Below are 25,257 nucleotides of genomic sequence, written 5' to 3' on the forward strand. Positions count from 1 at the left end.
GGAGGCGCGAAGCGCCGGAAGGGTGAGGGTGAAAGGCCTTTGTTTGGTCCCAATCTATCCCGGCACGAACAACCCCCGGCTCTCGCGCACCTCGGCGTCGAGCCAGTCGATGAAGGCGCGGATGCGGGGTTGCGGCGCGACGTCGCGGTGGAGCGCCAGCCAGAAGGCGCGCGCGATGACCTGCTCGGGCCGCACCCGCACCAGCGCCGCGTCGCCCGCCGCGAGGAAGCAGGGGAGCACGCCGATCCCGGCGCCGCCCGCGATCATCCGCCTTTGCGCGAGGATGCTCGACGATCGTACCCCGGCGCGCAGCCCCGGCTCGATCTCGCCCAGATAATCGAGTTCGGGCGCGTAGAGAATGTCGGGGACATAGCCGATCACCGGCACCCCGGCCCGCGACAGCGGCATCGCGGCGACCGCTTCCTGCCAGTCGGTCCGATTCGCGGGCGCATAAAGGCCGAGGCTGTAGTCGGATAATTTGCGCGTGATCAGCGGGCCCTTGCGCGGCCGCGCGAGCAGCACCGCCATATCGGCCTCGCGCCGCGACGGATTCAAAAATCCCGACGAAGCGACGAGGTCGATCTCGAGCTCGGGATGCGCGGCGACGAAGCCCGCGAGGCGCGGCGCGATGAAGCTGCCCCCGAATCCCTCGGACACACTGACGCGGAGTTGCCCCGACAAGGCCGCGCCGCCGTCGCCGGCCGAGCGGATGCGCGCCGCTGCCGCCGCCATCGCCTCGGCATGCGGGACGAGCGCGCGGCCCGCCGCCGTGAGCAGGAAACCGCCCGGCGCGCGTTCGAACAAGGTCTGTTGCAACGCCGTCTCGAGCGCGCTCACCTGCTCGGCTCACCGTCGTCGCATCGACCTGCAGCGCCGCGCCGGCGCGCGCGAGCGTGCCCTGCTGCGCGACGGTCAGGAAATATTGCAGCTTATCCCAGTCCATTTGCCTGCAAATATGCAGCATCGCCCTGCAAGTCTATCCCTTGCAATCGGGGCGGATTGGTTTGAGAGACCGCTGCGAATAAAGTCCTCCGCTTCCCCGAGCGAAGACGAGGGGCTCGTTCGAGCGAAGCGAGAACCAGCAAAGTTGCTGCCTCGACTGCGCTCGGCATGGCCCCTCGTCTTCGCTCGGGGAAGCGGGAATAGGGAAAGGAGTCCTTTCATGCGACAGATCGACCATCTTATCGTCGGCGGCGCCGGCGGTGGCGGCCGCACCGGCCCGGTGTTCGACCCCAACAACGGCGGCGTGCAGGCCGAGGTCGCACTCGGCGACGCCGTGCTCCTCGAAAAGGCGGTCGCGGCGGCGAAGGCGGCGCAGCCCGCCTGGGCCGCGACCAACCCGCAGCGCCGCGCGCGCGTGATGTTCGAATTCAAGCGCCTCGTCGAGGCGAATATGGACGAACTCGCGCATCTGCTCTCATCCGAGCATGGCAAGGTGATCGCCGATTCGAAGGGTGACATCCAGCGCGGGCTGGAGGTCATCGAATTCTGCTGCGGCATCCCGCATGTGCTGAAGGGCGAATATACGCAAGGCGCGGGGCCGGGCATCGACGTCTATTCGATGCGTCAGCCGATCGGCATCGGCGCCGGCATCACGCCGTTCAACTTTCCCGCGATGATTCCGCTGTGGATGTCGGGGGTAGCGATCGCCACCGGCAACGCCTTCCTCATCAAGCCGAGCGAGCGCGACCCCAGCGTGCCGGTGCGCCTCGCCGAACTCTTCCTCGAAGCCGGCTTGCCCGCGGGCATCTGCCAGGTCGTTCACGGTGACAAGGAAATGGTCGACGCGATCCTCGACCATCCCGACATCGGCGCGGTCAGCTTCGTCGGCTCGTCGGACATCGCGCATTATGTCTACAACCGCGGCGTCGCCAACGGAAAGCGCGTGCAGGCGATGGGCGGCGCGAAGAATCACGGCATCGTCATGCCCGACGCCGATCTCGACCAGGTGGTGAACGACCTCGCCGGCGCCGCCTTCGGCTCGGCGGGCGAACGCTGCATGGCGCTGCCCGTGGTGGTGCCGGTGGGTGACGATACCGCGAACCGCCTGCGCGAAAAGCTGATCCCCGCGATCGCGGCGCTGCGCGTCGGCGTGTCGACCGATGCCGAGGCGCATTACGGCCCGGTGGTGACGCAGGCGCACAAGGAAAAGGTCGAGGGCTGGATCGCGAAATGCGCCGACGAGGGTGCCGAACTGGTGATCGACGGCCGCGGCTTCACGCTTCAGGGGCATGAGAAAGGCTTCTTCATCGGCCCGACCCTGTTCGACCATGTCACCACCGACATGGAAAGCTACAGGGAAGAGATTTTCGGACCCGTCCTGCAGATCGTCCGCGCCCCCGATTTCGAGACCGCGCTGTCGCTGCCGTCGAAGCACCAGTACGGCAACGGCGTCGCGATCTTCACGCGCAACGGCCATGCCGCGCGCGAATTCGCGGCGCGGGTCAATGTCGGCATGGTCGGCATCAACGTGCCGATCCCGGTGCCGGTCGCCTATCACAGCTTCGGCGGCTGGAAGCGGTCGGCGTTCGGCGACACCAACCAGCACGGCATGGAAGGCGTGAAATTCTGGACCAAGGTCAAGACCGTCACCGCGCGCTGGCCCGACGGATCGCCTGACGGCGGCAACGCCTTCGTCATCCCGACGATGGGCTGATCGGGCAACCCGTGCATGGGGTCGAACATTTCTCCTCGCAAAGGAGAAAGACCATGATGCGATGGACGATGCCCGCGGCGCTGCTGCTGCTCGCCGGGTGCGGCAATGCTGAGGACAAGGCGCCCGCGCCCGAGGAAAAGGCCAGCGTGGCGCCGCCGCCCAAAGCCGCGCCCCCTGCTGCGGTCGGGGCTGACAACGACGACAAGACGATCCCCGCCGCGATCCGGGGCCGCTGGGCGCTCGATGCCGCCGACTGCGCCAAAAAGCCGGGCACCGACCTCACCGCGCTGGTGATCGACGCCGCTGATCTGCGCTTCCACGAATCGCACGGGGAACTGGCGCGGGTGCGCGAACGCGACGCGGCCCGCATTGTCGCCGACTATAAATTCAGTGGCGAGGGCATGGAATGGGACCAGTCGATGGTGCTGACCGTAGAGGATGGCGGCAAGGCGCTCGTCCGCCGCGACCAGGGCGAGGGTGCCGCGCCCGGCGCGATGCGCTATACGCGCTGCAGTTGACGCGATGAAAGGGAGACGAAAGATGGACATTCGCATGATCGCAATCGCCGCCGCGCTGCCGCTTGCCGCCTGTTCGGGCGACAAGGAGCCCGTCGAATCGCTCCCGCCGCCGCCCGCCGAAACGACGTGCAGCGCCGATGCCGCGCAGGGCTTCGTCGGCCAGACCGTGACGCCCGATGTCGGCGCCGCGATCCTGAAGGCGACCGGCGCCCGCACGCTGCGCTGGGGGCCGCCGCGCTCGGCGATGACGATGGATTACCGGCAGGACCGGGTGAATGTCATGTACGACGACGCCTACAAGATCGAACGGGTCAGCTGTGGCTGATGCCGGTGCGGCGGTGAAAGGGCGCCGCAACCATGCGTCGGCATCCCCCTTCGAACCCGTCTACGGCTACAGCCGCGCGGTGCGCGTCGGCAATCGCATCGACGTCGCGGGCTGCGCCCCGATCGAGCCCGACGGATCGTCGACGGTCGGTGACGCCGGGAAACAGGCCACGCGCTGCCTGGCTATCATCAGGGAATCGCTCGAAGCGCTCGGCGGTTCGCCCGCCGATGTCGTGCGCACGCGCATGTATATCACCGACCCCGCCGACGCCGACCTTGTCGGGCGCGCGCATGGCGCGATGTTCGGCGACATCCGTCCCGCCGCGACGATGCTCGTCATCCCCGCGCTGATCCGTCCCGAGTGGAAAGTCGAAATCGAGGCCGAAGCGGTTCTTGGGGCCGCGCAGTGAACCGCAGAGAAGAAATATGACCGACCAGTTCCAGCTTACCGACGACCAGCTCGCCATCCAGGACATGGCGCGCAAGTTCACCGCCGACCGCATCACGCCCTTCGCGGCCGAATGGGACGAGACGCATCATTATCCCGTCGATGTGTGGAAGGCGGCGGGCGAGCTCGGCTTCGGCGCCATTTACGTCGCCGAGGAATCGGGCGGCATCGGGCTCGGCCGAGCTCGAGGCGGCGCTGATCATGGAGGCGATGGCCTATGGCTGCCCCGCGACCAGCGCCTATGTCTCGATCCACAATATGGCGACCTGGATGATCGACCGTTTCGGCGGCGCCGAGATCAAGGCGCGCTTCCTGCCCCAGCTCGTGAGCATGGAGAAGATCGCGAGCTATTGCCTGACCGAGCCGGGCTCGGGATCGGACGCCGCGGCGCTCAAGACCACGGCGAGGAAGGATGGCGACCATTATGTGCTGAACGGCACCAAGCAGTTCATCTCGGGCGCCGGCTATAACGACATCTATGTCTGCATGGTGCGCACGAGCGAGGAAAAGTCGAAAGGCATCAGCTGCCTCATCATCGAAAAGGGTACGGCGGGTTTGAGCTTCGGCGCGCCGGAGAAAAAGCTCGGATGGAACGCCTCGCCCACCGCGCAAGTGATCTTCGAGGATTGCCGCGTTCCGATAGAAAATCTGGTCGGGGCCGAGGGCGACGGCTTCCGCTTCGCGATGGCGGGGCTCGACGGCGGCCAGCTCAACATCGGCGCCTGCTCGCTCGGCGGCGCGCAGCGCTGCCTCGACGAGGCGATCGCCTATACCAAGGACCGCCAGCAGTTCGGGCAGCCGATCGCCGATTTCCAGAACACGCAGTTCACGCTCGCCGACATGGCGACCGACCTCGAAGCGTCGCGCGCCTTGCTCTATCTCGCGGCGGCGAAGGTCACCGCGAACGCGCCCGACAAGTCGCGCTTCTCGGCGATGGCGAAACGGCTCGCGACCGACAATGGCAGCAGGATCGTCAACGACGCGCTTCAGCTGTTCGGCGGCTACGGCTATTTGCGCGACTATCCGATCGAGCGTTTCTGGCGCGATCTGCGCGTCCATTCGATCCTCGAAGGCACCAACCAGGTGATGCGGATGATCGTCGGAAGGGATTTGTTGCGGCAGTAAGATGTTCCCCTCTCCCGTCGGGAGAGGGTTGCGAAGACTTGTCGGCTTGCCGACTAGTCGTAGCTGGGTGAGGGGTGGCTCGCTCTCGACAGGGCGAAACCCCTCATCCAACTCCGCCTAACCGGCAAGCCGGTAAGGCTCCATATCCTTCTCCCGGTGGGAGAAGGTTTGAGAGGGTTTATGACCGAAGACGTCCTCGTTACGACCACAGGCTCAATCGGCCGCCTGTCGCTCAACCGCCCCAAGGCGATCCACGCGCTCAACCTCGACATGGTTCACGCCATGGCCGACGCGCTCCTCGCGTGGCGCGATGACGACGCGGTGCAGGCGGTGCTGATCGACCATAGCGAGGGCCGCGGCTTCTGCGCCGCATGGGCGACATCGCTTTCCTCCGCAATTCGGCGCTGACCGATGAGGGGGTGTCGGGCCGCCGCTTCTTCCACGACGAATATCGGCTCAACCATCTGCTCTTCACCTATGCGAAGCCGGTGGTCGCCTTCATGGACGGCATCACCATGGGCGGCGGGGTGGGCATTTCGCTGCCTACCAAATATCGCATCGCGACCGAAAATAGCCGTCTCGCCATGCCCGAAACGGGCATCGGCCTGTTCCCCGACGTCGGCGGCGGCTGGTATCTCTCGCGGCTCGAAGGGCGCGTCGGGCAATATCTCGCACTCACCGGCGCGCGGCTCGACGGCGCCGAATGCCTCGCGCTCGGCCTTGCCACCCATTATCTGCCGTCGGGCAGGCTCGCCGAGGCCAAGGCGCGCATCGCCGAGCATCCGGATCGCATCGGCGGCATCCTCGGCGAGCTGTCGGCGACCCCGCCCGAGGCGAAGATTCTGGCGCATATCGCCGACATCAACCGGCTCTTCGCCTCCGACCGGCTCGAGGATATCTTCGCGGCGCTCGAAGCCGATCCGGGCGAATGGGCGGCGAAGGAGCTCGCCGCGCTGCGCACCAAATCGCCGCAGACGTGCAAGGTCGCGCTGCGCCAGCTCGCCGATAGCTTGGGCCTCCCAGATTTCGCCGCGAACATGGCGATGGAATATCGCATCGGCAGCCGCGTGCTGACGCGCCCCGACTTCGCCGAGGGCGTGCGCGCGGTGATCGTCGAAAAGGACAATGCGCCGCAATGGAATCCGGCGACGGCGGAGGGGGTAGGCGACGACCTGATCGCCTCGATCTTCGCGCCGCTGCCGGCCGAAGAAGAATGGAAACCGCTCACCTGATCGTCGCCCCCGCGCAGGCGGGGGCCGCTCGAATTTGACGCCAACGGCCCCGCCTTCGCGGGGGCGACGGAGAACAAGATGACATACGAAACCATCCTCGTCGAACAGCAGGGCGCCGTCACGCTCGTCACGCTCAACCGCCCGCAGGCATTGAACGCGCTCAACTCGTCGGTGCTCGACGATCTGATCGCGTCCTTCGCCGCCTTCGAAGCCGACGCCAGCCAGCGTTGCGCCGTCCTCACCGGGTCGGGCGACAAGGCCTTCGCCGCGGGCGCCGACATCAAGGAAATGGCCGACAAGCCCGCCGCCGATTTCTACCTTCAGGATTTCTTCTCGAAATGGACGAGCGACTTCGTGAAGAAGGTGCGCAAGCCGTGGATCGCCGCGGTGAACGGCTTCGCGCTCGGCGGCGGCTGCGAGCTCGCGATGATGGCCGACTTCATCATCGCGTCGGACAAGGCGAAATTCGGCCAGCCCGAAATCAAGCTCGGCGTCGCGCCGGGCATGGGCGGGTCGCAGCGGCTGACGCGCGCGGTCGGCAAGGCGAAGGCGATGGAAATGTGCCTCACCGGCCGGATGATGGACGCCGCCGAGGCCGAACGTTCGGGCCTCGTCGCGCGCGTCGTTCCGCATGAAAGCCTCGTCGAGGAAGCGGTGAAGACCGCGGCTCTGATCGCCTCGATGCCGCCGATGGCGGCGATGGTGAACAAGGACATGGTCAACGCCGCCTTCGAAACCACCCTCGACCAGGGGCTGATCTACGAACGCCGCCTGTTCCAGATCCTCGCCGCGACCGAGGACAAGGCCGAAGGCATGGCCGCCTTCATCGAGAAGCGCGAAGGCGTGTGGAAGGGGCGGTGAGCCCAAATCCCCCTCCCGCTTGCGGGAGGGGTCAGGGGAGGGCCTGTTTCCTCCCGATCAGTGCAACATTCGGGACAGGCCCTCCCCGGCCCCTCCCGCAAGCGGGAGGGGAGAAAATGAAAATCGCATTCATCGGACTCGGGAATATGGGCGGCGGAATGGCCGCGAATCTCGCGAAGGCGGGGCATGAGATGCGCGCCTTCGACCTCAGCGAAGAAGCCCTCGCGCGCGCCGTCGAAGCCGGCTGCCGCCGCGCCGCATCGGCCGCCGAAGCGGTGACCGGCGCCGAGGCGGTGGTGACGATGCTTCCGGCGGGCAAGCATGTCGCGGGCGTCTATACAGGCGACGTCTTCCCGAACGCCGCGCCGGATACGCTGCTGCTCGACTGCTCGACGATCGACGTCGCGACCGCGCGCGCGAACATCGAAGCCGCGACCGCCAGGGGCCTCGCCGCGGTCGATGCGCCGGTGTCGGGCGGCATCGCGGCGGCGAACGCCGGGACGCTGACCTTCATGGTCGGCGGCACCGGCGACGCCTTCGTCCGCGCCGAGCCGATCCTCGCCGCGATGGGCAAGGCGGTCATTCATGCCGGCGGCGCGGGCGCGGGGCAGGGGGCGAAGATCTGCAACAACATGCTGCTCGGCGCCTCGATGATCGCGACCTGCGAAACGCTCGCGCTCGCGCAGAAGCTCGGGCTCGATCCGCAGACCTTCTTCGACATCGCGAGCGTCTCGTCGGGGCAATGCTGGTCGCTGACCAGCTATGCGCCGCTCCCCGGCGTCGGCCCGGTGACCCCCGCCGACAACGGCTATGCGGGCGGCTTCGCCGCTGCGCTGATGCTCAAGGACCTGCGCCTCGCGATGGAGGCGGCGGCGAGCGTCGGCGCCGACGTCCCGATGGGATCGAAGGCGCGCGAACTGTATGAGGCGTTCGTCGCGGCGGACAAGGACGGCCGCGACTTTTCGGCGATCATCCAGACGCTGCAGGGCTGACCCACCTATCTTCGTTCGTGCTGAGCTTGTCGAAGCACCGTTCTTTCTTTCCGGCGCCCGAAAGAAAGGACAGCCCTTCGACAAGCTCGGGGCGAACGGGTTTTGATTGCCTAGTAAAAATCCGCCGTCTCGCCGCCGTCCTTGCGTTCGGTCCGGTGCACCTGCGTTGGCGCCTTGCGGTCGCCCGCGCGGACTTCCAGCCGCCCATCCACACGCCGCAGCTCGACCGGCGCGATGATGCGCGCGCGCGCGATGCCCTCCGCGGTCGCCTGCGGCGCTGGTGCGGCGACGGGCGCGCTGCCGGCGAGCATCAGGGCGGCAAGGGCGGACATGGCGTTCATGTTCTGCCCTGACGGCAGCTCTTGCCAGTGCTTTAACCCTGAATCGCAAGTCTTCGCTCATGCCTGCGGCGCGCTTGGGGCAAAAGAAAGGCCGCCTGTTCCGCAGTGGAACAGACGGCCCGGCGTTTCATAAACCGCCGCGCTCCCGCGAAGGCGGGAGCCCATCTTCTGCCGGTGCCAGTTTGAACCGGCCGGAGATGGATCCCCGCCTGCCCCAAAGGGGCAGTTTATCCTGAGCGCCGCCGCAGGCGGCGGCGTCGAAGGGCGGGGACACGGGCATTTCGTGGAGCGGCTCAGAACCCGCTCTTGGCCTCGGCCTTTTCCTTCAGCAGCGGCGCGACCGCGAAGCCGTGCTTCTCCAGCGCCGCGACGATCTTGTCGGTGCCTTCCAGCCCCGCCCAGAACATCGGGCCGCCGCGATAGACCGGCCAGCCATAGCCATAGATCCACACGACATCGATGTCCGACGCGCGCTGCGCCTTGCCCTCGGCAAGGATCAGCGCGCCCTCGTTGACCATCGGATACAGCGTGCGCTCGATGATTTCCTGATCGCTGATCTCGCGCTTCGCCTTGTTCGACTGCTGGCGGAAATCCTCGATGATCGCGGCGGTTTCGGCGCTGGGCGACGGATTGCGCTTCTCGTCATAGTCGTAGAAGCCCTTGCCGGTCTTCTGGCCCCAGCGGCCCGCCGCGGCGAGCGCGTCGCGGATGCTTTCGATGCGCGTCGGGTCGCGGTGCCAGCCGATGTCGACCCCGGCGAGGTCGCTCATCTGGAACGGCCCCATCGGCATGCCGAATTCGACATGGACCTTGTCGATCTGCTGCGGCGTCGCGCCTTCCATGAGGAGATTCATCGCCTCGACCTGGCGCGGCTTGAGCATCCGGTTGCCGATGAAGCCGTCGCAAACCCCCGCGACCACGGCGACCTTGCCGATCTTCTTGCCGATCGCCATCGCCGTGGCGAGAGCATCGGGCGCGGTCTTGTCGCCGCGCACGACCTCGAGCAATTTCATGACATTGGCGGGCGAGAAGAAGTGCATGCCCAGCACGTCGCCGGGGCGGCTGGTCGCGCTCGCGATCTCGTCGATGTCGAGATAGGAGGTGTTCGACGCCAGGATCGCGCCGGGCTTGGCGATGCTGTCGAGCTTCGCGAAGATGTCCTTCTTCACGTCCATATTCTCATAGACCGCCTCGATGATCAGGTCGCAGTCGGCCAGATCCTCGATGTTCAGCGTCGGCGTCAGCAGGCCCATCATCGCCTCGACCTGTTCGGGCTTGAAGCGGCCCTTGGCGGCGCTGGCGTCATAATTCTTGCGGATCACGCCCACACCGCGGTCGAGCGCCTCCTGCGCGGTCTCGACGATGGTGACGGGAATGCCCTTCTGCAGGAAGTTCATCGAAATGCCGCCGCCCATGGTGCCGGCACCGATCACGCCGACCTTCTTGACGTCGCGCAGCGCGGTATCCTTGGGCAGGCCGTCGATCTTCGCGGCCTGGCGCTCGGCGAAGAAGATGTGGCGCTGCGCCGCCGACTGGCTGCCGAACATCAGCTTGGTGAATTCCTGGCGCTCGAAGGCGAGCCCTTCCTCGAAGGGCAGCCGCGTCGCCGCCTCGACGCAGGCGAGGTTGGCATAGGGCGCCTCGAAACCGCGCCAGCGCTTGGCGTTGGCGGCCTTCAATTGCTCGATCACGCCGACGTCGCCGAACACCGCGCGCTCGCGCGTCGGGCGCGGGCCATCGGCGATCTTCTCGCGCGCAAAGGCGATCGCGTCGGCGGCCAGGCTGTCCTCGCCCGCGAGCGCATCGACCAGCCCCATTTCCTTCGCCTTGGGCGCGGGGACCGGCTCGCCGAGCGAGGTCATCGTCGCGGCGGCCTCGACCCCGACGACGCGCGGCAGGCGCTGGGTGCCGCCGGCGCCGGGCAGCAGGCCCAGCTTCACCTCGGGCACGCCGAGCTTCGCCGAGGGGACGGCGACGCGATAGTGGCAGACGAGCGCTGTCTCCAGCCCGCCGCCGAGCGCGGTGCCGTGGATCGCGGCAATGACCGGCTTGGTCGCGGCTTCGATGCTGTTCAGAACCGCGTTGAAATCGGGGCCGCGCGGCGGCTTGCCGAATTCGCTGATGTCGGCGCCCGCGATGAAGGTGCTCCCGTCGCAGCGCAGCACGATCGCCTCGACGCTGTCATCGGCGAGCGCGGCCGCGAAGTGATTGGCGAGCCCTTCGCGGACGTGCCAGCTCAGCGCGTTGACCGGCGGATTGTTGACGATGACGACGGCGACATTGCCGTCTTTTTCCAGCGTGACGCTGTTCGGGGTTTCTTCGGACATGATAGGCTCCTTAAATCTTCCCCCGTTCGCATCGAGCGAAGTCGAGATGCCCATCGTTGGCGCATGCCTTCTGGGTGTCTCGACTTCGCTCGACACGAACGGGAAGAGGGGTTCGCATTTTCAATCGTCGAGCGCGGCGTGGATCAAGGTCTTGACCTCGCGCCGCACGGGATAGGTGGAGGAGGGCATGAGCTGGGTCATGAAGACCATCGCGATCTCCTCGACCGGATCGACGAAGAAGCCGGTCGAGAACATGCCGCCCCAGTAGAAATCGCCCGCCGACCCGGGGGTCAGCGTCTGCGCCGGATGCTCGGTCACCGCGAAGCCGAGCCCGAAACCGACCCCGGCATTCTCGGCTTCCGAAAAGATGCCGACGCTATGCTGGACGAGGTCGCCGCCGCCGACGAGATGGTTCGCGGTCATCAGCGCGAGCGTCTTGCGGCTGATGATCCGCACGCCGCCCAGCATCCCGCCGCCGAGCAGCATCAGGCAGAAACGATGATAGTCGGCCAGCGTCGAGACGAGCCCGCCGCCGCCCGAATGGAAGCTGCGGTCCTTGGCCCAGCGGCTTTTGGCGCCGCTGTCGAACGGTTTCATCTTCGCTTGCGGGTCGAACATATAACAGTCGGTGAGGCGATGCTGCTGGTCGGCCGGAACCTTGAATCCGGTGTCGACCATGCCGAGGGGAGCGAAGATGCGCTCCTGCAGAACCTGTGCAAAGGGCTTGCCCTCGATGCGCTCGATGACCGCGCCGAGCACGTCGGTCGCCATCGAATAATTCCAGTGCGCGCCGGGGTCGAACTGCAGCGGGATCTTCGCCAGCCCCGCGATGAAGCTGTCCATCGTGTAATCGGCGTCGAAATCGTCGATCCGCGCCTTGCGATAGGCGGCGTCGACCGGCGTGCGCTCCTGAAAGCCATAGGTCAGGCCCGATGTGTGGCGCAGCAGGTCGACCATGCGGATCGGCTGCGCCGCATGGCCGCGTCAGGAAGGGCACGTTGCCGCCGCCCGCGACGAAGACGCCGGTATCACGGAACTCGGGGCAGAACTTCACCAGCGGATCGGACAGCGCGACCTTGCCCTCCTCGACGAGCATCATGAAGGCGATGCTGGTGACCGGCTTGGTCATGCTGGCGATGCGGAAGATCGCATCCTCCTTCAGCGCCTCGCCGGGCCGCCCCTCGCCGACGAGCGACAGATGCGCGATCTCGCCGCCGCGCGACACCAGAGTCGCGGCATGCGGCAGGCGGCCGGCATCGACATATTTGGCCTTGAGGAAGGCGGGGATGCGGCCCAGCCGCGCGGCGTCGAAACCCGAATTCTTCGAACCACTCACGAAATACGCACTCCTTCGAGGATGGCGGCGGCTTCGTTCAGCAGCGCCGGATCGATGGCGAGCCCGCTCGCGGCGGCATTGTCCCGCACCTGGCTCGCGCGGCTCGCGCCGATGATGACGCTCGTCATGCCGGGCTGGGCGAGCAGCCAGGCGACCGCGAGCTGCGCCATGCTGCACCCCGCCTGTTCGGCGAGCGGCCGCAGCTTCTGCACCGCCTCGAGCACCGGTTCGGCGAGATAGCGCCCCATGAAATGCGCGTCCTCGCCCGACGCGCGGCTGCCCTCGGGCAGCGGTGTGCCAGGCAGATATTTGCCGCTCAGCACCCCCATGGCGAGCGGCGACCAGACGATCTGGCCGATGCCGTTCGCGATGCTGATCGGGATCACCTTCGCTTCGGCCCGGCGATAGAGCAGGCTGTACTGCGGCTGGCTCGATACGAATTTGACGTTCGGCGGGCAGAGTGCCAGCGCCGCCTCGATATTCTCGGGCGCCCATTCGGAAAAGCCGATCGCGCGCGCCTTGCCGCTGCGCACCACCTCGCTCAGCGCCGCCATCGTTTCCTCGAGCGGCGTTTCGGGATCGTAACGATGGCATTGATACAGGTCGACATAGTCGGTCTGGAGCCGCGTCAGGCTGGCGTCGATCTGCTTGGCGATCTGCGCGGCGCTCAGCCCCCTGTCGCTGTCCGACATCGGAAAGAAGACCTTGGTCGCGAGGATATAGCTATCGCGCGCGCGGCTCTTCAGTGCCTCGCCCAGAAAGCTCTCGGCGGCGCCGCGGCCATAGACGTTCGCGGTGTCGATGAAATTGATCCCGGCGTCGAACGCGGCGTCCAGGCATTCGCGCCCCGCGCTGTCGTCGACCCCGACCCCGTAAGTGAGCCAGCTGCCGAGGCAGATTTCCGAAACCTCGATCCCGCTGTCGCCAAGCTGCCGATACTGCATGTCGTGTCTCCTCAGTGCGAGGTCTGCCCCAAGAGCTGGCGCGTCACCGGATGCGAACTGGTGAGCCCGCCATCGACCGCGATCGCCTGTCCGTTGACATAGCTGGCCTGGTCGCTGGCGAGAAACAGCGCGACATTCGCGAGTTCCTCGGGCTGCGCGGCGCGACGGAGGGGATTGAGCTGGCCCAGCTTGTGCGTCACCTCCTTGGCCTTGGCATAATCGAAGGTCGGCTTGGTCATGCCCGTTTCGGTGAGGCCCGGGCACACCGCGTTGACGCGCACGCCGCTCGTCGACAGCTGCTGCGCCGCGACCTTGGCGAGGTTGATGACGCCCGCCTTCGACGCCGAATAGGCGCCCGGACCCGCGCCCGAATTGATCCCCGCGACGCTTGCCGTAAGGACGATCGCGCCGCCGCGCCCCTGATCGACCATCGCCTTGCCGGCGTGCTTCACCATCAGCGCCGGGCCGATCAGGTTGACGCGCAGCGTCTCCGCCCAGGCGGCGGGGTCGAAGTCGAAAATGCCGCCCATGTCGCCGATGATCCCGGCGTTGGCGAAGGCGACGTCGAGGCCGCCGTAACTGTCCTTCGCGGTCGCCACGAGCTTTGCGACGTCGCCCTCGACGCCCGCGTCGATCTCCAGCGCCACCGCTTCGCCGCCCGCATCCTTCACCGCCTGCGCGGTATCGTGCACCGCCGCGGTCTTGTCGCCGAGCACCAGCTTCGCGCCCTCGGCGGCGAAGCGCAGCGCGCTCGCGCGGCCGATGCCGCTGCCCGCGCCCGTGATGATCGCGATCTTGCCGTCCAATGCGCCCATGATCCTATCCTCCGCTCGAAGTGTTGCCGCCATCGATGACGATCGTCTGGCCGGTGGTGAAGCCGCCGGCGCGGCTGGCGAGGAACACCGCGGCTCCCGCAATCTCCTCGGGCTCGCCGATCCGGCGCAGCGACGATCGCCGCGTCGAAACCTCCAGATTTTCCGGATTTTCCCACAAAGCCCGCGCGAAATCGGTCTTGATCAGACCCGGCGCGATGCAGTTCACGCGCACGCCCTGCGGTCCGAATTCGTCGGCCAGGTTGCGCGCCATCTGCATGTCGGCGGCCTTGGAAATCGCATAGGCGCCAAGGATCGACGATCCTTTCAGGCCGCCGATCGAGCTGATGATCGTGATCGACCCCTTGCCCGCCACCAGCATCGCGGACGCACACATATGAGCCAGCCAATGGTTCGACAGGATGTTGTTTTCCATGATCTTGCGGAACTGGTCGTCGCTGATCCCCGCCGACGGCCCGTAATAGGGGTTCGACGCGGCGTTGCAGACGAGCGCGGTCACCGGGCCGAAAGCGGCGGCCGTTTCGTCGACCAGATTCTGCAGATTTTCCTTCGACGAAATGTTCGCGGCGATGGCGACCGCGGTACCCGCGCCATATTTCGCATTGAGCTCGGCGGCGACCGCGTCGCACGCATCCTGCTTGCGGCTCGAAATCACGACCTTGGCGCCATGCCAGGCCATCGCTTCGGCGATCGCCTTGCCGATGCCGCGCGACGATCCGGTGATCAGCGCGACCTCGCCGGTCATGTCGAACAGGTTCATGCGCTCGGCCTTCTGCGCGAAATCCCACGCCTTTTGTGCCAGCGGCCGCACGCGCTCGGACATTTCCTTGGCATGGCTCGACGATGCGGTGCCGTCGATGACGCGCTTCTTGATCCCCTGCATGATCCCCGCGAGGCGGAAGAAATTATACGCGAAATACCAGTTCATGTCGGGCACGCCGTCGCGGCCCGTCGCCGCGCAATAGCGTTCGACCACCTCGTCGAGTTCGGGAATGCCGAGGCTGGCGCGGTCGAGGTCCATGACTCCCGATCGCCCGCCATTCTCGGTCACCCACGCCATCGCGACATAGGTGAAATCGGCGAGCGGATCGCCGAGCGTCGACAGCTCCCAGTCGAGCACCGCGAGCACTTGCGCGCGGTCCTTCGCGAAGATCATATTGTCGATGCGGTAATCGCCATGGACGACGCTGGTGAGCGTCTGCTCGGGCAAGGTCGCGGGCAGCCAGGCGATCAGCCGCTCCATCTCGTCCATCGTCTCGGTTTCGGACAGGCGGTACTGCTTGGTCCAGCGGTCGACCTGGCGGCCGAAATAATTGCCGGGCTTGCCATAGTCGCTGAGGCCCGCCGCCTCGACATCGACATTGTGCAGCGCCGCCAGCGTGTCGATCATCGCGAAATAGGTCGCGCGGCGGTTCCCGGGGGTCGAGCCCGGCATCGACCCGTCCCAGATCGTCTGCCCGTCGACCATGGCCATGACATAGAACCAGCTGCCGAGGACATTGTCGTCGGTGCACAGGCCATATTGGCGCGCGACGGGAAAGCCGGTCTTATGGAGCCCCGCCTGCACCTTATACTCGCGATCGACCGCATGCGCCGAGGGGAGCAGCGGGCCGAAGGGCTTGCGCCGCAGCACATAATTGCCCGACGGCGCGCTGATCTTGTAGGTCGGGTTCGACTGGCCGCCGGCGAACTTGCTCTGCGTCAGCGGACCCTGAAAGCCCTCGACATTGGCCTCCATCCACGCGGTGAGCTTCGCCTCGTCGAGCCGATCGGCGCCTTCGGGCGCGACCGTGCCCGAAAACAGCTTCTGCGCGTCCATAGCAGCGGTCATACGAACCTCTTTTCCCGTTCGGGCTGAGCTTGTCGAAGCCCCGTCCTTCCTTCTTTCGACCCTGGAAAGAAAGAACGGCCCTTCGACAAGCTCAGGGCGAACGGGGTTGGGATGACGATCACTGGTCGAACACGATCACCGACCGTGCGGCGTCGCCCTTCTTCATCGCTTCGAATCCTTCGTTGACCTTTTCGAGCGGGATCGTCTCGGCCACGATGGAGTCGAGATCGAGCAGCCCGCGCAGGTAGAAATCGACGAGGCGCGGGATATCGACGGGGAAGCGGTTGCCGCCCATGATCGCGCCCTGCAATTTCTTGCCGCTGAGCAAATCCATCGCGCCGAGCCCGACCTTTTCGCTGAGCGGCATCATGCCCAGGATCGTCGCGGTGCCGCCGCGGCGCAGCGACGCGACCGCGAGGCTCGCCGAGGCGGGGCGCCCGACCGCCTCGATCGCATGGTCGACGCCGCCCTTCGAGATTTCGAGAATCTGCTTCGCGGCATCGTCGGCGAGCGCGTCGACGACGTCGGTCGCGCCCAGCTTCCTGGCGAGCTCGCGCTTTTCGGGAACCGGGTCGGCGGCAATGATCCGTCCGGCGCCCGCGATCTTCGCGGCGTTGATCGTCGCGAGCCCGACGCCGCCGCAACCGACGACCGCGACCGTCTCGCCCGGCGTCACCTTGCACGCGTTGAAGATCGTCCCCGCGCCCGTCGTCACCGCGCAGCCGATCACCGCCGCGCGGTCGAGCGGCATGTCGGGGTCGATCGCGACGCACGCATGTTCGTGGACCAGCATCGTCTCAGCAAAGGCGCTGAGGTTGAGCATCTGGCCCACCGGCGACCCGTCGGGCCGCGTGATGCGCGGCGGCTGCCCCGCCGGGCGCCGCGTGTCGCCGCCCATGCACAGCGACATGCGGCCCGAGACGCAAAATTCGCAATGCCCGCAAAAGGCCGACAGGCAGGTGACGACCGCGTCGCCGACCTTCACCGTGCGCACCTCGCTGCCGACCGCCTCGACGATCCCCGCCGCCTCATGGCCGGGGATCGCGGGCAGCGGGTGCGGATAGGTGCCCTCGATGAAATGCAGGTCCGAATGGCACAGACCGCAGGCGGCGGTGCGGATGCGCACCTCGTGCGGGCCGCAATCGGCGATCTGGACGGTCTCGATCGACAGCGGCTGGCCGGCTTCGATCAGGATGGCGGCTTTGGTCATGGACTGTCCTTTCAGGCCGTTCGCCCTGAGCCTGTCGAAGGGCCGTTCTTTCTTCGGGACAAGGAAGGACGGTGCTTCGACAAGCTCGGCACGAACGGGTTATGTCTTAGCGCGAAACCCCGATGTCGCCCGACGAAAAGCCGGGATCGCTCGCTTCGCTATGCTTGGCGAATTCGATGCGCGCGACCGCGCGTTCGTGCACCTCGTCGGGCCCGTCGGCAAGCCGCAGCGTCCGTTGGTGCGCATAGGCCCTGGCAAGGCCGAAGTCTTCCGACACCCCGCCGCCGCCGTGCGCCTGGATCGCATCGTCGATGATCTTCAGCGCCATGCCCGGCGCCTGTACCTTGATCATCGCGATTTCGGCCGCCGCCGCCTTGTTGCCGACCTTGTCCATCATGTCGGCGGCCTTCAGGCACAGCAGGCGCGTCATTTCGATGTCGATCCGCGCGCGCGCCAGGCGATGCTCCCAGATGCTGTATTCGGCGACCTTGCGGCCGAATGCGACGCGCGACTGCAGCCGCTTCGCCATCTTGCCGATCGCTTCCTCGGCGACGCCGATCGTGCGCATGCAGTGATGGATGCGGCCCGGCCCCAGACGGCCCTGCGCGATCTCGAAGCCGCGCCCCTCGCCGAGCAGCATCGCCTCCTCGGCATTGACGCGCACATCCTTCAACTCGATTTCCATATGGCCGTGCGGCGCATCGTCATAACCGAAGACGGGCAGGTGGCGCTTGATGTGGATGCCCGGCGCATCCATCGGCACCGCGAGCATCGACTGCTGCGCGTGGCGCTTGGCGCCGAAATCGGTCTTGCCCATCACGATCGCGACCTTGCAGCGCGGGTCGCCCGCGCCAGACGACCACCATTTGGTGCCGTTTATGACATAGTCGTCGCCATCGCGCTCGATCCGCGTCTCGATATTGGTCGCGTCGGACGAGGCGACCGCGGGTTCGGTCATCAGGAAGGCCGAGCGGATCTCGCCGTTCATCAGCGGGCCGAGATATGTCTCCTTCTGCGCGCGCGTGCCGTAGCGGTGCAACACCTCCATGTTGCCGGTGTCGGGCGCCGAGCAGTTGAACACTTCGCTGGCAAAGCCGACGCGGCCCATTTCCTCGGCGCACAAGGCATATTCGAGGTTTGTGAGGCCCGGCCCCTCGAATTCGAACGTCTCGTCGACATGATGGTGCGCGCCGCTGCGCGGCGGCATGAACAGGTTCCAGATGCCGGCTTCCTTCGCCTCGGCCTTCAGATCCTCGACGACCTGGATGACCTTCCAGCGGTCGCCCGCCTTGTCCTGCTCGTCATAGGTGGGGACGGCCGGGCGGACCTTGCGGTCGATGAAGTCGCGCACGCGGTCGCGCCAATAGACCTGCCGGTCGGTGAGGTCGAAATCCATCTTCGCATCCTTCCCTTTACGTTTACGTAAGCCCATGGACCGATTCGGCCCCGCTTGCCAAGCCCTGCGGCCCGAAAATTACGCCTTTCCGTCGCGCGCCGTATTTTTCCGTTACGGATGCGGTCGCGCCGCTTCCGCCGCCGCCGCCAGTGCCGCCACCCGCGCTTCATGGTCGGCGCGCGAAATCGGAAAGCGCGAAATGAACCAGATGCTCGCGACCGCGAACAGGACGAGTACGCCCAGGAAATAGGTCGCCAGATTGTCGAGGATCGACTGGGCGATCTGTCCGGGCTGCGCCTGGGCGGGGAAATTGGCCGCACCGATGATCTGGCCGGTCAGGAACAGGCCGATGCCGGTCGCGCATTTCTGGACGAAGAAATAGGCCGAGAAGAAAATGCCCTCGGACCGCTCGCCCGTCTCTTCCTGCGACGCTTCGACGATATCGGACGCCATCGACTGCGCGAGCATCATCGCCGCCACCGAAAAGGCGTTGGAGATGGTGACCAGCGTGAACAGCACCGGGATTAGGGCCGGATCGCCGTTGGCGGGGAAGAGGCCGGCGAAGCGCAGCAGATAGGGGGCGATGGCGAAGCCCAGCGCGAATATCCCCGCCGCCACCGCGCCGGTGCGCTTTTCCATCCGTTTCTGCAGCAGCCCGACGACCAGGAAGGCGCCGACGACCCCGACGAACAAGGTCGCCGAATAGGCGATGAACCCCGCCTGCGGCATCTGCCAGTAATAGGTGAGCAGATAGGCGGTGATCGAAAAGGTCAGCCCCTGGTTGACATAGGCAAAGACCGAACTGCCGAGCAGGACCAGAAAGGCCCTGTTCGACAGGATCGCCCGGATCTTGCGCAGGGTCGGACCGAGCGGCAGGTGCGTCGGCGGCGCGGCATCGGGGTGGGCGAGGCGCCGGTGCGTGGTCCACGCCGACACGCTGGTCGCGAGGATCATCAGCACCGCGCCGGTCCAGCCATAGAGCTGATAGCCGTCGAGGTTGAGCTGGCCGACGGGATATTCTGCGCTGGGGACGAGGAAGAAACCGAAGGCCAGCGTCAGCATGACCAGCCCGCCCGCCCAGCCGAAGACGAAGCGCCAGCGCGTCAGCGAGGTTCGCTCGTCATAATCGCTCGACAGTGCCGGCACGACCGACAGCGCGGGGATTTCGTAGCAGGACACCGCGGCGCGCATCAGAAAGGCGAACAGCAGCAGATAGCCATAGAGCCATTGCTGGCCGAGCGCCGAGCGGGTGCCAGAGCATGATCCAGGCAAAGGCCATCGGCAGGATCGAGCCGTACATCCACGGATGCCTCTTGCCCCAGCGGCTGTGTGTCTTGTCGCTCCAGTAACCGACCATCGGGTCGATGATCGCGTCCATGAACAGCGCCAGCAGCAGGACCAGGCCGACGATCCGCGCGTCGAGCCCCAGCACCTGGTTATAGAGCAGCATCAGCAGCGTGGCGAAGCCGTTGTCCTTCACGCCATAGGCGATCGACCCGAAGCCGTTGCCCAGCCTGATCCGCAGCGGCAGCTTTTCGGAGGGCGGAAGGGCGCTCGCCATGGCGGCGGTCACGCCGGTGCTCCCGCCTTCGCCGCCTCCTCCATCGCGACCAGCGCGTCGAACATCCCCGGCGCTTCGGGGTCCCAGGCGTGGCGCTCGCCGATCGTCAGTCCGCCGTCGACCAGCATGTGCGTGCCGGTCATGAACGACGATTCCTCGCTGGCGAGGTAGGCGACGGCGTTGGCGATATCCTCGGGCTGGCCGCCGCGCGCCACCGGCTGCGCCGCGGCGCTCATCTGCGCGATCACCGCATTCGCCTGCGCCTTCATGGCAGCGGGCACCTCGAGCGACGCGGTGAAGATATTGGTGTTGATGAAGCCCGGGCAGATCGCGTTCACGCGGATGCCATATCGGGCGAGGTCGGTCGCCGCGACCTTGGTCAGGTGCAGCACCCCGGCCTTGGCGACGGCATAGGCGGTCGGCGAATAGCCCGCGCCCAGCGCCGCGACGCTCGCGGTGTTGACGATGCTCGCGCCTCCCGAGCGGGTCGAGGGACGGCCCTTCATATGCGGCGCGGCGTAGCGGATTCCCATCGCGACCGATTTCAGGATCAGGTCCATCGACCGGTCCCAGCCCTCGGGCGTGATCTCGTCGATCGGGGCGCGGTCGCCGCCCGCGGCGGCGTTGTTGAAGACGATGTCGATCCCGCCCGCCTTTGCCGCGGCGGTGTTCATCAGCGCCTCGATGTCGGCGGGCACGGTCACGTCGCAGCGGACGAAGTCGATCGTGCCGTTCGACTGTTCGGCGAGCGCGCGGCCGCCCGCCTCGTCGATGTCGGCGGCAAAGACATGCGCGCCCTCGGCGGCGAGCTTCAGCACCGCCGCCTTGCCGATGCCCGATGCCGCGCCGGTGACCACGGCGACCTTGCCTGCGAATCGCATATTCTCTGCTCCCGTTTTATTTTGCGACCCAGCTTAGGCGCGCAGCTAGGCGCGTCAACGGCGAGCAAATGGACGCTACGGCGCCGTAGCGGCAGGTCGGCGCGGCCAAGTTGACGCTTGCGTAAAGCAGCCGAATCCCCCTAGTTTGCGCGCCGGAAGAGGAGCCCCGACGATGAGCGATCTTGACGCTTTCCGCGCCGACGTGCGCGCCTGGCTGGAAGCCAATTGCCCCCCCGAAATGCGCGAACCCGTCCGCGACGAGGGCGACGTCTGCTGGGGCGGGCGCAAATGGGTGTTCAAGAACGGCGCGCAGAAGGCGTGGCTCGAAGCCTGCGTGGCGAAGGGCTATACCGTGCCCGACTGGCCGAAGCCCTATGGCGGGGCGGGGCTGAGCCCCGAAGAGACCAAGATCCTCAGGCAGGAAATGAAGCGCATCAACGCGCGCTCGCCGCTCGACAGCTTCGGCATCTGGATGCTCGGCCCCGCGCTGCTGCAGTTCGGGACCGAAGAACAGAAGGTCCATTATCTGAACCAGATCGCCCGCGGCGAAATCCGCTGGTGCCAGGGCTATTCGGAGCCCGGCTCGGGCAGCGACCTCGTCAGCTTGCAGACCTTCGGCGAGGACAGGGGCGACCACTGGGTCGTCAACGGGTCGAAGATCTGGACCAGCTATGCCGACAAGGCCGACTGGATCTTCTGCCTCGTCCGCACCGACAAGGCGAACAAATATCAGGGCATCACCTTCATGCTCTTCGACATGGAGAGCAAGGGCGTCACCACCAAGCCGATCCTCCTCATCTCGGGCAACTCGCCCTTCTGCGAAACCTTCTTCGACGATGTCGAGGTGCCCAAGACGCAGTTCGTGGGACAGGTCAACCGCGGCTGGGACGTCGCCAAATATCTGCTCGGCCACGAGCGCGAGATGATCTCGGGGGGCGGCGCGGGCGGCGACATGGTCAGCATCGGCGGCGCCTTCGCCAAGACATTCGGCAAGAACGCCGCGGGCGAACTCGACGACCCCATCCTGCGCGCCGAAATGGCGGCCTTCGACGTCGACGTCTTCGCGTACCGCGCGATGGGCGAGCGCTTCATGGACATGTGGAAGACCGGCCGCGCGCATCCGGCCAGCTCGAACATGATGAAATATGTCGGCACCGAACTCAACAAGCGCCGCCACGAGCTTGTCATGGCGGGCGGCGGCAGCGAAGCGCTCGAATGGGACAGCGAAGAGAGCAAGGGCGGCGCCCGCGCACGCACCTGGCTGCGCACCAAGGCCAATTCGATCGAAGGCGGGACGAGCGAAGTCATGCTCAACGTCATCGCCAAGCGGATCCTGGATTTGCCGGGGGCGTGACATCAATCGCCCCTCCCCTTCAGGGGAGGGGCAGTGAGACTTGGTCCGGCGACAGCCGGGCCTTAGTCGAGCGGGGTGGGGGCCATCGGCCTTGCGCAACCTCGACAGCCCCCACCCCAACCCCTCCCCTGAAGGGGAGGGGCTTTCGGAGAGACAATATGCCGCTTTACCACAATGACGACCAGACGATGCTCAAAGACAGCGTCGCGCCCTTCGTCGCCGAACAGGCGCCGGTGTCGCATCTCCGCCAGCTTCGCGACAGCGCCGACGCCACCGGCTTCTCGCGCGAGCTCTGGGCCCAGTTCACCAAAATGGGCCTGCCCGGCATGCTCGTTCCCGAGGCGCACGGCGGGCTCGGCATGGGGCATATCGAGGCGGGCATCGTGCTCGAGGAAATCGGCCGCAACCTGACCCCGTCGCCTTTCCTGTCGACCGGCGTCGGCGCGGTCGCCGCGCTGGCGAAGGCGGGCGGCACGCAGGCCGAGCGCTGGCTCCCCGCGATTGCGGGCGGCGAGGCGATCATCGCGCTCGCGATCGACGAGGGCGCCAAGCACCGCCCCGACCGTATCGCGACCAGCGCGACGCGCGCCGGCAACGGCTTCCGTCTCGACGGCAAGAAAAGCTTCGTGCTCCACGGCCATGTCGCCGACATGAGCATCGTCGCGGCGAAGACCGACGGCGGCATCACCCTGTTCGCGGTGCCCAAGGACGCGAAGGGGCTGACCGCCGACCCGCGACGCCTCGTTGATTCCAGCCTCGCGAGTCATGTCACGCTCGACGGCGTCGAGGTCGATGCCGACGCGGTGATCGGCGAGGTCGACGCCGGCGGCGACATCCTCGACGCTTTGCTCGCGGCCACCCGCACCGGGGCCGCCGCCGAAATGGTCGGCGTCGGGCAGGGCGCGATGGACATGACCGTCACCTACCTCAAGGAACGCAAGCAGTTCGGCAAGCTGATCGGCGAGTTCCAGGGGCTCCAGCACCGCGCCGCACATCTCTACGGCGAGATGGAAGTCGCGCGCGCCACGGTGATGAAGGCGCAGCAATTGCTCGACGAGGGCAGCGAGGGCGCGAAGCTGATGGTCTCGGTCGCCAAGGCGAAGGCCGGCCGCGCCGCCAACCTCGCGGTGCGCGAAGGCGTGCAGATGCACGGCGGCATCGGCATGACCGACGAATATGACATCGGCCTCTACATGAAACGCGACCGCGCGCTCGCCGAATATATGGGCGACGTGCATTACCACATCGACCAGGTCGCGCGGATGAACGGATATTGATCTGGTTACGCCCTCCCCTTCAGGGGAGGGCAGCGAGACTTGCCAGCTTGCTGGCTTAGTCGCAGCGGGTGGGGGCCAGAAGCCTTGCACTACGCCGCGAGCCCCCACCCCAACCCCTCCCCTGAAGGGGAGGGGCTTTAAAGGAGCAGACTCATGAACCTCCAAAACATGTTCGGCCTCGACGGCCGCATCGCGCTCGTCACCGGCGGCTCGCGCGGGATCGGCAAGATGATCGTCGAGGGCTTTCTCGCCGCAGGCGCGGCGCGCGTCTATATCTCGGCGCGCAAGAGTGCGCAGGTCGAGGAAGCGGTCGCCGATTTCGAAACGCGCTATCCGGGCAAGGTCGTCGGCCTGCCCGTCGATCTCGCGACCGTCGAGGGCTGCCGCGCGCTCGCCAAGGAACTCGAAGCGCGCGAGGAACGGCTCGACATTCTCGTCAACAATGCCGGCGCCGCCTGGGGCGAGCCGTTCGAGGGCTTCCCCGAGGCGGGCTGGGACAAGGTGATGGACATCAACGTCAAATCGCCCTTCTTCCTGACCCAGGCGCTGCACGGCCTGCTCAAGGCTGCGGGGACGCCCGAGCGTCCGGCGAAGGTGATCAACATCGGCTCGATCGACGGGATGCGCCTCAATCCCTGGGAAACCTACAGCTATCATGCGTCGAAGGCGGCGATCCTCTACCTCACGAAGCGCCTCGCGGCGCGGCTGGTGACCGACAACATCATCGTCACCGCGATCGCGCCGGGCGCCTTCCAGTCGGACATGAACAAGGCCGCGCGCGACCATGGCGACGCGGTCGCGAAGAGCATTCCGGTGAAGCGCATCGGCGTGCCCGAGGATATGGCGGGCGCCGCGATCTTCCTCGCATCGAAGGCGGGCGACTATGTCGTCGGCGAGACGATCGCGGTCGATGGCGGGCTGGTGCACGGCGACCTGAAGACCAGCATCGACGCGTAACCCGGCGCTTCTTTTGTCGTCACCCCGGACTTGATCGGCGATTATTCCTTTCCGACAAGTAGGTGTTCCCCGGCGAAAGCCGGGGTCCAGATGGGGCAGCGCCATTCCTCGTGGACCCCGGCTTTCGCCGGGGAACAGGCTCTCTCCTTGTTCTGAGGGTATATACGCCGACCTGATCCGGGGTTCCGCTATGGACGTCGAAAAGCGGGATGCCGGATCAGGTCCGGCATGACGAGGAAGGGAAATTGACTCGCCGCGCGCCAAGGTGTATTACGCAACTAATGCACCAAGGAGAAGCCCCATGCGTTTCGCTTTCCTGATTCCTCCGGTCCTGCTCCTCGCCGCCTGCGGGCAGGAGGAGAAAAAGGACCAGACCGAAATCTCGATCAACGCCGGCGACGAACATGGCGGGGTCCGGATCACCACCAGCAAGGACGGCGGCGGCAAGGTCAAGATCGGCGGCGACGGCGCCGAGCATCGACATCAACGTCCCCGATTTCGTCGACCTCGACGTCACCGGCGATTTCGACATCGACGGGGTCGAACTTTACCCCGGCAGCCAGGTCACCAAGGTCGACGTCGACGCGACCGACAGGAACGGCGCCGACAAGGCGACGGTCAAGCTCGGCTTCACCTCGCCGGCGGCGCCCAAGAAGGTGGCCGACTGGATGGCGGCCGAATTCGCCAAAAAGAGCATCGAGATCACCCGCACCGGCGACACGCTGGCGGGCAAGGACAAGGATGGCGACGATTTCACCATCCGCTTCGGGCCCGACGGCGCCAACAGCAAGGGCGAGGTGCTGATCGTCAAGAGTTGAGAACTGCTCCCCGGCGAAAGCCGGGGCCCAGATGG

General features: G+C 66.5%; 21 protein-coding genes and 4 pseudogenes. 12 read left to right on the forward strand and 13 right to left on the reverse strand.

The window, feature by feature from the left end; all coding sequences use genetic code 11:
- Positions 1-54: 54 nt before the first annotated feature.
- A complete protein-coding gene (locus N0A20_RS18065; RefSeq protein WP_312846564.1) occupies positions 55-837 on the reverse strand; it encodes a LysR family transcriptional regulator in 783 nt (260 codons plus the stop codon).
- Positions 838-1,162: 325 nt separating this feature from the next.
- On the opposite strand from N0A20_RS18065, the gene N0A20_RS18070 reads away from it, so the two are divergent.
- The 8 genes and pseudogenes from N0A20_RS18070 (at position 1,163) to mmsB (ending at position 8,156) form a co-directional block, all read left to right on the forward strand.
- A complete protein-coding gene (locus N0A20_RS18070) occupies positions 1,163-2,656 on the forward strand; it encodes a CoA-acylating methylmalonate-semialdehyde dehydrogenase (RefSeq protein WP_260581689.1) in 1,494 nt (497 codons plus the stop codon).
- A 53-nt stretch (positions 2,657-2,709) separates the two neighbouring features.
- Positions 2,710-3,174, forward strand: coding sequence for a hypothetical protein (locus N0A20_RS18075; protein ID WP_260581690.1), 465 nt, complete (start codon positions 2,710-2,712; stop codon positions 3,172-3,174).
- 34 nt (positions 3,175-3,208) lie between these two features.
- On the forward strand, positions 3,209-3,499 hold the full coding sequence (locus N0A20_RS18080) for an I78 family peptidase inhibitor (RefSeq protein ID WP_260581691.1): 291 nt from the start codon (positions 3,209-3,211) through the stop codon (positions 3,497-3,499).
- The gene (locus N0A20_RS18085; RefSeq protein ID WP_260581692.1) at positions 3,492-3,908 is read left to right on the forward strand and encodes a RidA family protein; all 417 of its coding nucleotides are present in this window, start codon (positions 3,492-3,494) and stop codon (positions 3,906-3,908) included. The genes N0A20_RS18080 and N0A20_RS18085 overlap by 8 nt, the downstream gene beginning before the upstream one ends.
- A gap of 16 nt (positions 3,909-3,924) precedes the next feature.
- A pseudogene (locus N0A20_RS18090) lies at positions 3,925-5,071 on the forward strand (acyl-CoA dehydrogenase family protein).
- A gap of 180 nt (positions 5,072-5,251) precedes the next feature.
- Positions 5,252-6,303, forward strand: a pseudogene (locus tag N0A20_RS18095) (enoyl-CoA hydratase/isomerase family protein).
- Between the two features lie 78 nt (positions 6,304-6,381).
- Complete coding sequence (locus tag N0A20_RS18100) at positions 6,382-7,164, forward strand: enoyl-CoA hydratase-related protein (RefSeq protein WP_260581693.1); 783 nt, start codon at positions 6,382-6,384, stop codon at positions 7,162-7,164.
- Between the two features lie 116 nt (positions 7,165-7,280).
- Complete coding sequence (gene mmsB, locus N0A20_RS18105; RefSeq protein ID WP_260581694.1) at positions 7,281-8,156, forward strand: 3-hydroxyisobutyrate dehydrogenase; 876 nt, start codon at positions 7,281-7,283, stop codon at positions 8,154-8,156.
- A 110-nt stretch (positions 8,157-8,266) separates the two neighbouring features.
- Here the strand turns inward: mmsB and N0A20_RS18110 are convergent, their stop codons facing one another.
- The 12 genes and pseudogenes from N0A20_RS18110 to N0A20_RS18165 all read right to left on the reverse strand — a co-directional run bounded on the left by N0A20_RS18110 (position 8,267) and on the right by N0A20_RS18165 (position 20,816).
- Positions 8,267-8,497 (reverse strand): hypothetical protein, encoded by a 231-nt coding sequence (locus N0A20_RS18110; protein WP_260581695.1) that lies wholly within the window; start codon positions 8,495-8,497, stop codon positions 8,267-8,269.
- Positions 8,498-8,790: 293 nt separating this feature from the next.
- Entirely contained in the window at positions 8,791-10,824 is a 2,034-nt protein-coding gene (locus N0A20_RS18115) for a 3-hydroxyacyl-CoA dehydrogenase NAD-binding domain-containing protein (RefSeq protein WP_260581696.1), read from the reverse strand.
- 120 nt (positions 10,825-10,944) lie between these two features.
- Positions 10,945-12,160: pseudogene (locus N0A20_RS18120) on the reverse strand (serine hydrolase domain-containing protein).
- Positions 12,157-13,104: an aldo/keto reductase family protein gene (locus tag N0A20_RS18125; protein ID WP_260581697.1), complete on the reverse strand. Its 948-nt coding sequence runs from the start codon at positions 13,102-13,104 to the stop codon at positions 12,157-12,159. The pseudogene N0A20_RS18120 and the gene N0A20_RS18125 overlap by 4 nt, the downstream one beginning before the upstream one ends.
- An 11-nt stretch (positions 13,105-13,115) precedes the next feature.
- Entirely contained in the window at positions 13,116-13,919 is an 804-nt protein-coding gene (locus N0A20_RS18130) for an SDR family NAD(P)-dependent oxidoreductase (protein WP_260581698.1), read from the reverse strand.
- A gap of 4 nt (positions 13,920-13,923) precedes the next feature.
- Positions 13,924-14,697 (reverse strand): SDR family NAD(P)-dependent oxidoreductase, encoded by a 774-nt coding sequence (locus tag N0A20_RS18135; RefSeq protein ID WP_260583950.1) that lies wholly within the window; start codon positions 14,695-14,697, stop codon positions 13,924-13,926.
- Positions 14,698-14,703: 6 nt separating this feature from the next.
- Positions 14,704-15,768, reverse strand: a pseudogene (locus N0A20_RS18140) (phosphotransferase family protein); the annotation flags it as partial.
- A gap of 118 nt (positions 15,769-15,886) precedes the next feature.
- Complete coding sequence (locus tag N0A20_RS18145; RefSeq protein WP_260581699.1) at positions 15,887-16,978, reverse strand: Zn-dependent alcohol dehydrogenase; 1,092 nt, start codon at positions 16,976-16,978, stop codon at positions 15,887-15,889.
- A 106-nt stretch (positions 16,979-17,084) separates the two neighbouring features.
- On the reverse strand, positions 17,085-18,374 hold the full coding sequence (locus N0A20_RS18150; protein WP_260581700.1) for an acyl-CoA dehydrogenase family protein: 1,290 nt from the start codon (positions 18,372-18,374) through the stop codon (positions 17,085-17,087).
- A 111-nt stretch (positions 18,375-18,485) separates the two neighbouring features.
- Positions 18,486-19,565 carry an MFS transporter gene (locus tag N0A20_RS18155; RefSeq protein ID WP_260581701.1) on the reverse strand — a complete coding sequence of 360 codons (1,080 nt, stop codon included), beginning with the start codon at positions 19,563-19,565 and terminating at the stop codon, positions 18,486-18,488.
- On the reverse strand, positions 19,495-19,947 hold the full coding sequence (locus N0A20_RS18160) for an MFS transporter (RefSeq protein ID WP_260581702.1): 453 nt from the start codon (positions 19,945-19,947) through the stop codon (positions 19,495-19,497). Before N0A20_RS18160 ends, N0A20_RS18155 begins: the two co-directional genes overlap by 71 nt.
- Entirely contained in the window at positions 19,944-20,816 is an 873-nt protein-coding gene (locus N0A20_RS18165) for an SDR family NAD(P)-dependent oxidoreductase (protein ID WP_260581703.1), read from the reverse strand. Before N0A20_RS18165 ends, N0A20_RS18160 begins: the two co-directional genes overlap by 4 nt.
- Before the next feature lie 172 nt (positions 20,817-20,988).
- Between N0A20_RS18165 and N0A20_RS18170 the strand changes: the two genes are divergently transcribed.
- The 4 genes from N0A20_RS18170 to N0A20_RS18185 all read left to right on the forward strand — a co-directional run bounded on the left by N0A20_RS18170 (position 20,989) and on the right by N0A20_RS18185 (position 25,222).
- Positions 20,989-22,170 carry an acyl-CoA dehydrogenase family protein gene (locus tag N0A20_RS18170; RefSeq protein WP_260581704.1) on the forward strand — a complete coding sequence of 394 codons (1,182 nt, stop codon included), beginning with the start codon at positions 20,989-20,991 and terminating at the stop codon, positions 22,168-22,170.
- Positions 22,171-22,328: 158 nt separating this feature from the next.
- Positions 22,329-23,447 carry an acyl-CoA dehydrogenase family protein gene (locus tag N0A20_RS18175; protein ID WP_260581705.1) on the forward strand — a complete coding sequence of 373 codons (1,119 nt, stop codon included), beginning with the start codon at positions 22,329-22,331 and terminating at the stop codon, positions 23,445-23,447.
- A gap of 153 nt (positions 23,448-23,600) precedes the next feature.
- Positions 23,601-24,404 (forward strand): SDR family oxidoreductase, encoded by an 804-nt coding sequence (locus N0A20_RS18180; RefSeq protein ID WP_260581706.1) that lies wholly within the window; start codon positions 23,601-23,603, stop codon positions 24,402-24,404.
- Between the two features lie 404 nt (positions 24,405-24,808).
- A complete protein-coding gene (locus N0A20_RS18185) occupies positions 24,809-25,222 on the forward strand; it encodes a hypothetical protein (RefSeq protein ID WP_260581707.1) in 414 nt (137 codons plus the stop codon).
- Positions 25,223-25,257: the final 35 nt, after the last annotated feature.

Source organism: Sphingopyxis sp. PET50, assembly GCF_025244705.1.
Lineage (GTDB): Bacteria > Pseudomonadota > Alphaproteobacteria > Sphingomonadales > Sphingomonadaceae > Sphingopyxis.

What these genes read in the sequence shown, in the direction of transcription:
- N0A20_RS18070 (WP_260581689.1), top strand. Translation starts at nt 1,163, where the DNA reads ATGCGACAGATCGACCATCTTATCGTCGGCGGCGCCGGCGGTGGCGGC.
- N0A20_RS18075 (WP_260581690.1), top strand. Translation starts at nt 2,710, where the DNA reads ATGATGCGATGGACGATGCCCGCGGCGCTGCTGCTGCTCGCCGGGTGC.
- N0A20_RS18080 (WP_260581691.1), top strand. Translation starts at nt 3,209, where the DNA reads ATGATCGCAATCGCCGCCGCGCTGCCGCTTGCCGCCTGTTCGGGCGAC.
- N0A20_RS18100 (WP_260581693.1), top strand. Translation starts at nt 6,382, where the DNA reads ATGACATACGAAACCATCCTCGTCGAACAGCAGGGCGCCGTCACGCTC.
- mmsB (WP_260581694.1), top strand. Translation starts at nt 7,281, where the DNA reads ATGAAAATCGCATTCATCGGACTCGGGAATATGGGCGGCGGAATGGCC.
- N0A20_RS18110 (WP_260581695.1), bottom strand. Translation starts at nt 8,497, where the DNA reads ATGAACGCCATGTCCGCCCTTGCCGCCCTGATGCTCGCCGGCAGCGCG.
- N0A20_RS18115 (WP_260581696.1), bottom strand. Translation starts at nt 10,824, where the DNA reads ATGTCCGAAGAAACCCCGAACAGCGTCACGCTGGAAAAAGACGGCAAT.
- N0A20_RS18125 (WP_260581697.1), bottom strand. Translation starts at nt 13,104, where the DNA reads ATGCAGTATCGGCAGCTTGGCGACAGCGGGATCGAGGTTTCGGAAATC.
- N0A20_RS18130 (WP_260581698.1), bottom strand. Translation starts at nt 13,919, where the DNA reads ATGGGCGCATTGGACGGCAAGATCGCGATCATCACGGGCGCGGGCAGC.
- N0A20_RS18135 (WP_260583950.1), bottom strand. Translation starts at nt 14,697, where the DNA reads ATGAACCTGTTCGACATGACCGGCGAGGTCGCGCTGATCACCGGATCG.
- N0A20_RS18145 (WP_260581699.1), bottom strand. Translation starts at nt 16,978, where the DNA reads ATGACCAAAGCCGCCATCCTGATCGAAGCCGGCCAGCCGCTGTCGATC.
- N0A20_RS18150 (WP_260581700.1), bottom strand. Translation starts at nt 18,374, where the DNA reads ATGGATTTCGACCTCACCGACCGGCAGGTCTATTGGCGCGACCGCGTG.
- N0A20_RS18155 (WP_260581701.1), bottom strand. Translation starts at nt 19,565, where the DNA reads ATGCGCGCCGCGGTGTCCTGCTACGAAATCCCCGCGCTGTCGGTCGTG.
- N0A20_RS18165 (WP_260581703.1), bottom strand. Translation starts at nt 20,816, where the DNA reads ATGCGATTCGCAGGCAAGGTCGCCGTGGTCACCGGCGCGGCATCGGGC.
- N0A20_RS18170 (WP_260581704.1), top strand. Translation starts at nt 20,989, where the DNA reads ATGAGCGATCTTGACGCTTTCCGCGCCGACGTGCGCGCCTGGCTGGAA.
- N0A20_RS18175 (WP_260581705.1), top strand. Translation starts at nt 22,329, where the DNA reads ATGCCGCTTTACCACAATGACGACCAGACGATGCTCAAAGACAGCGTC.
- N0A20_RS18180 (WP_260581706.1), top strand. Translation starts at nt 23,601, where the DNA reads ATGAACCTCCAAAACATGTTCGGCCTCGACGGCCGCATCGCGCTCGTC.
- N0A20_RS18185 (WP_260581707.1), top strand. Translation starts at nt 24,809, where the DNA reads ATGGCGGGGTCCGGATCACCACCAGCAAGGACGGCGGCGGCAAGGTCA.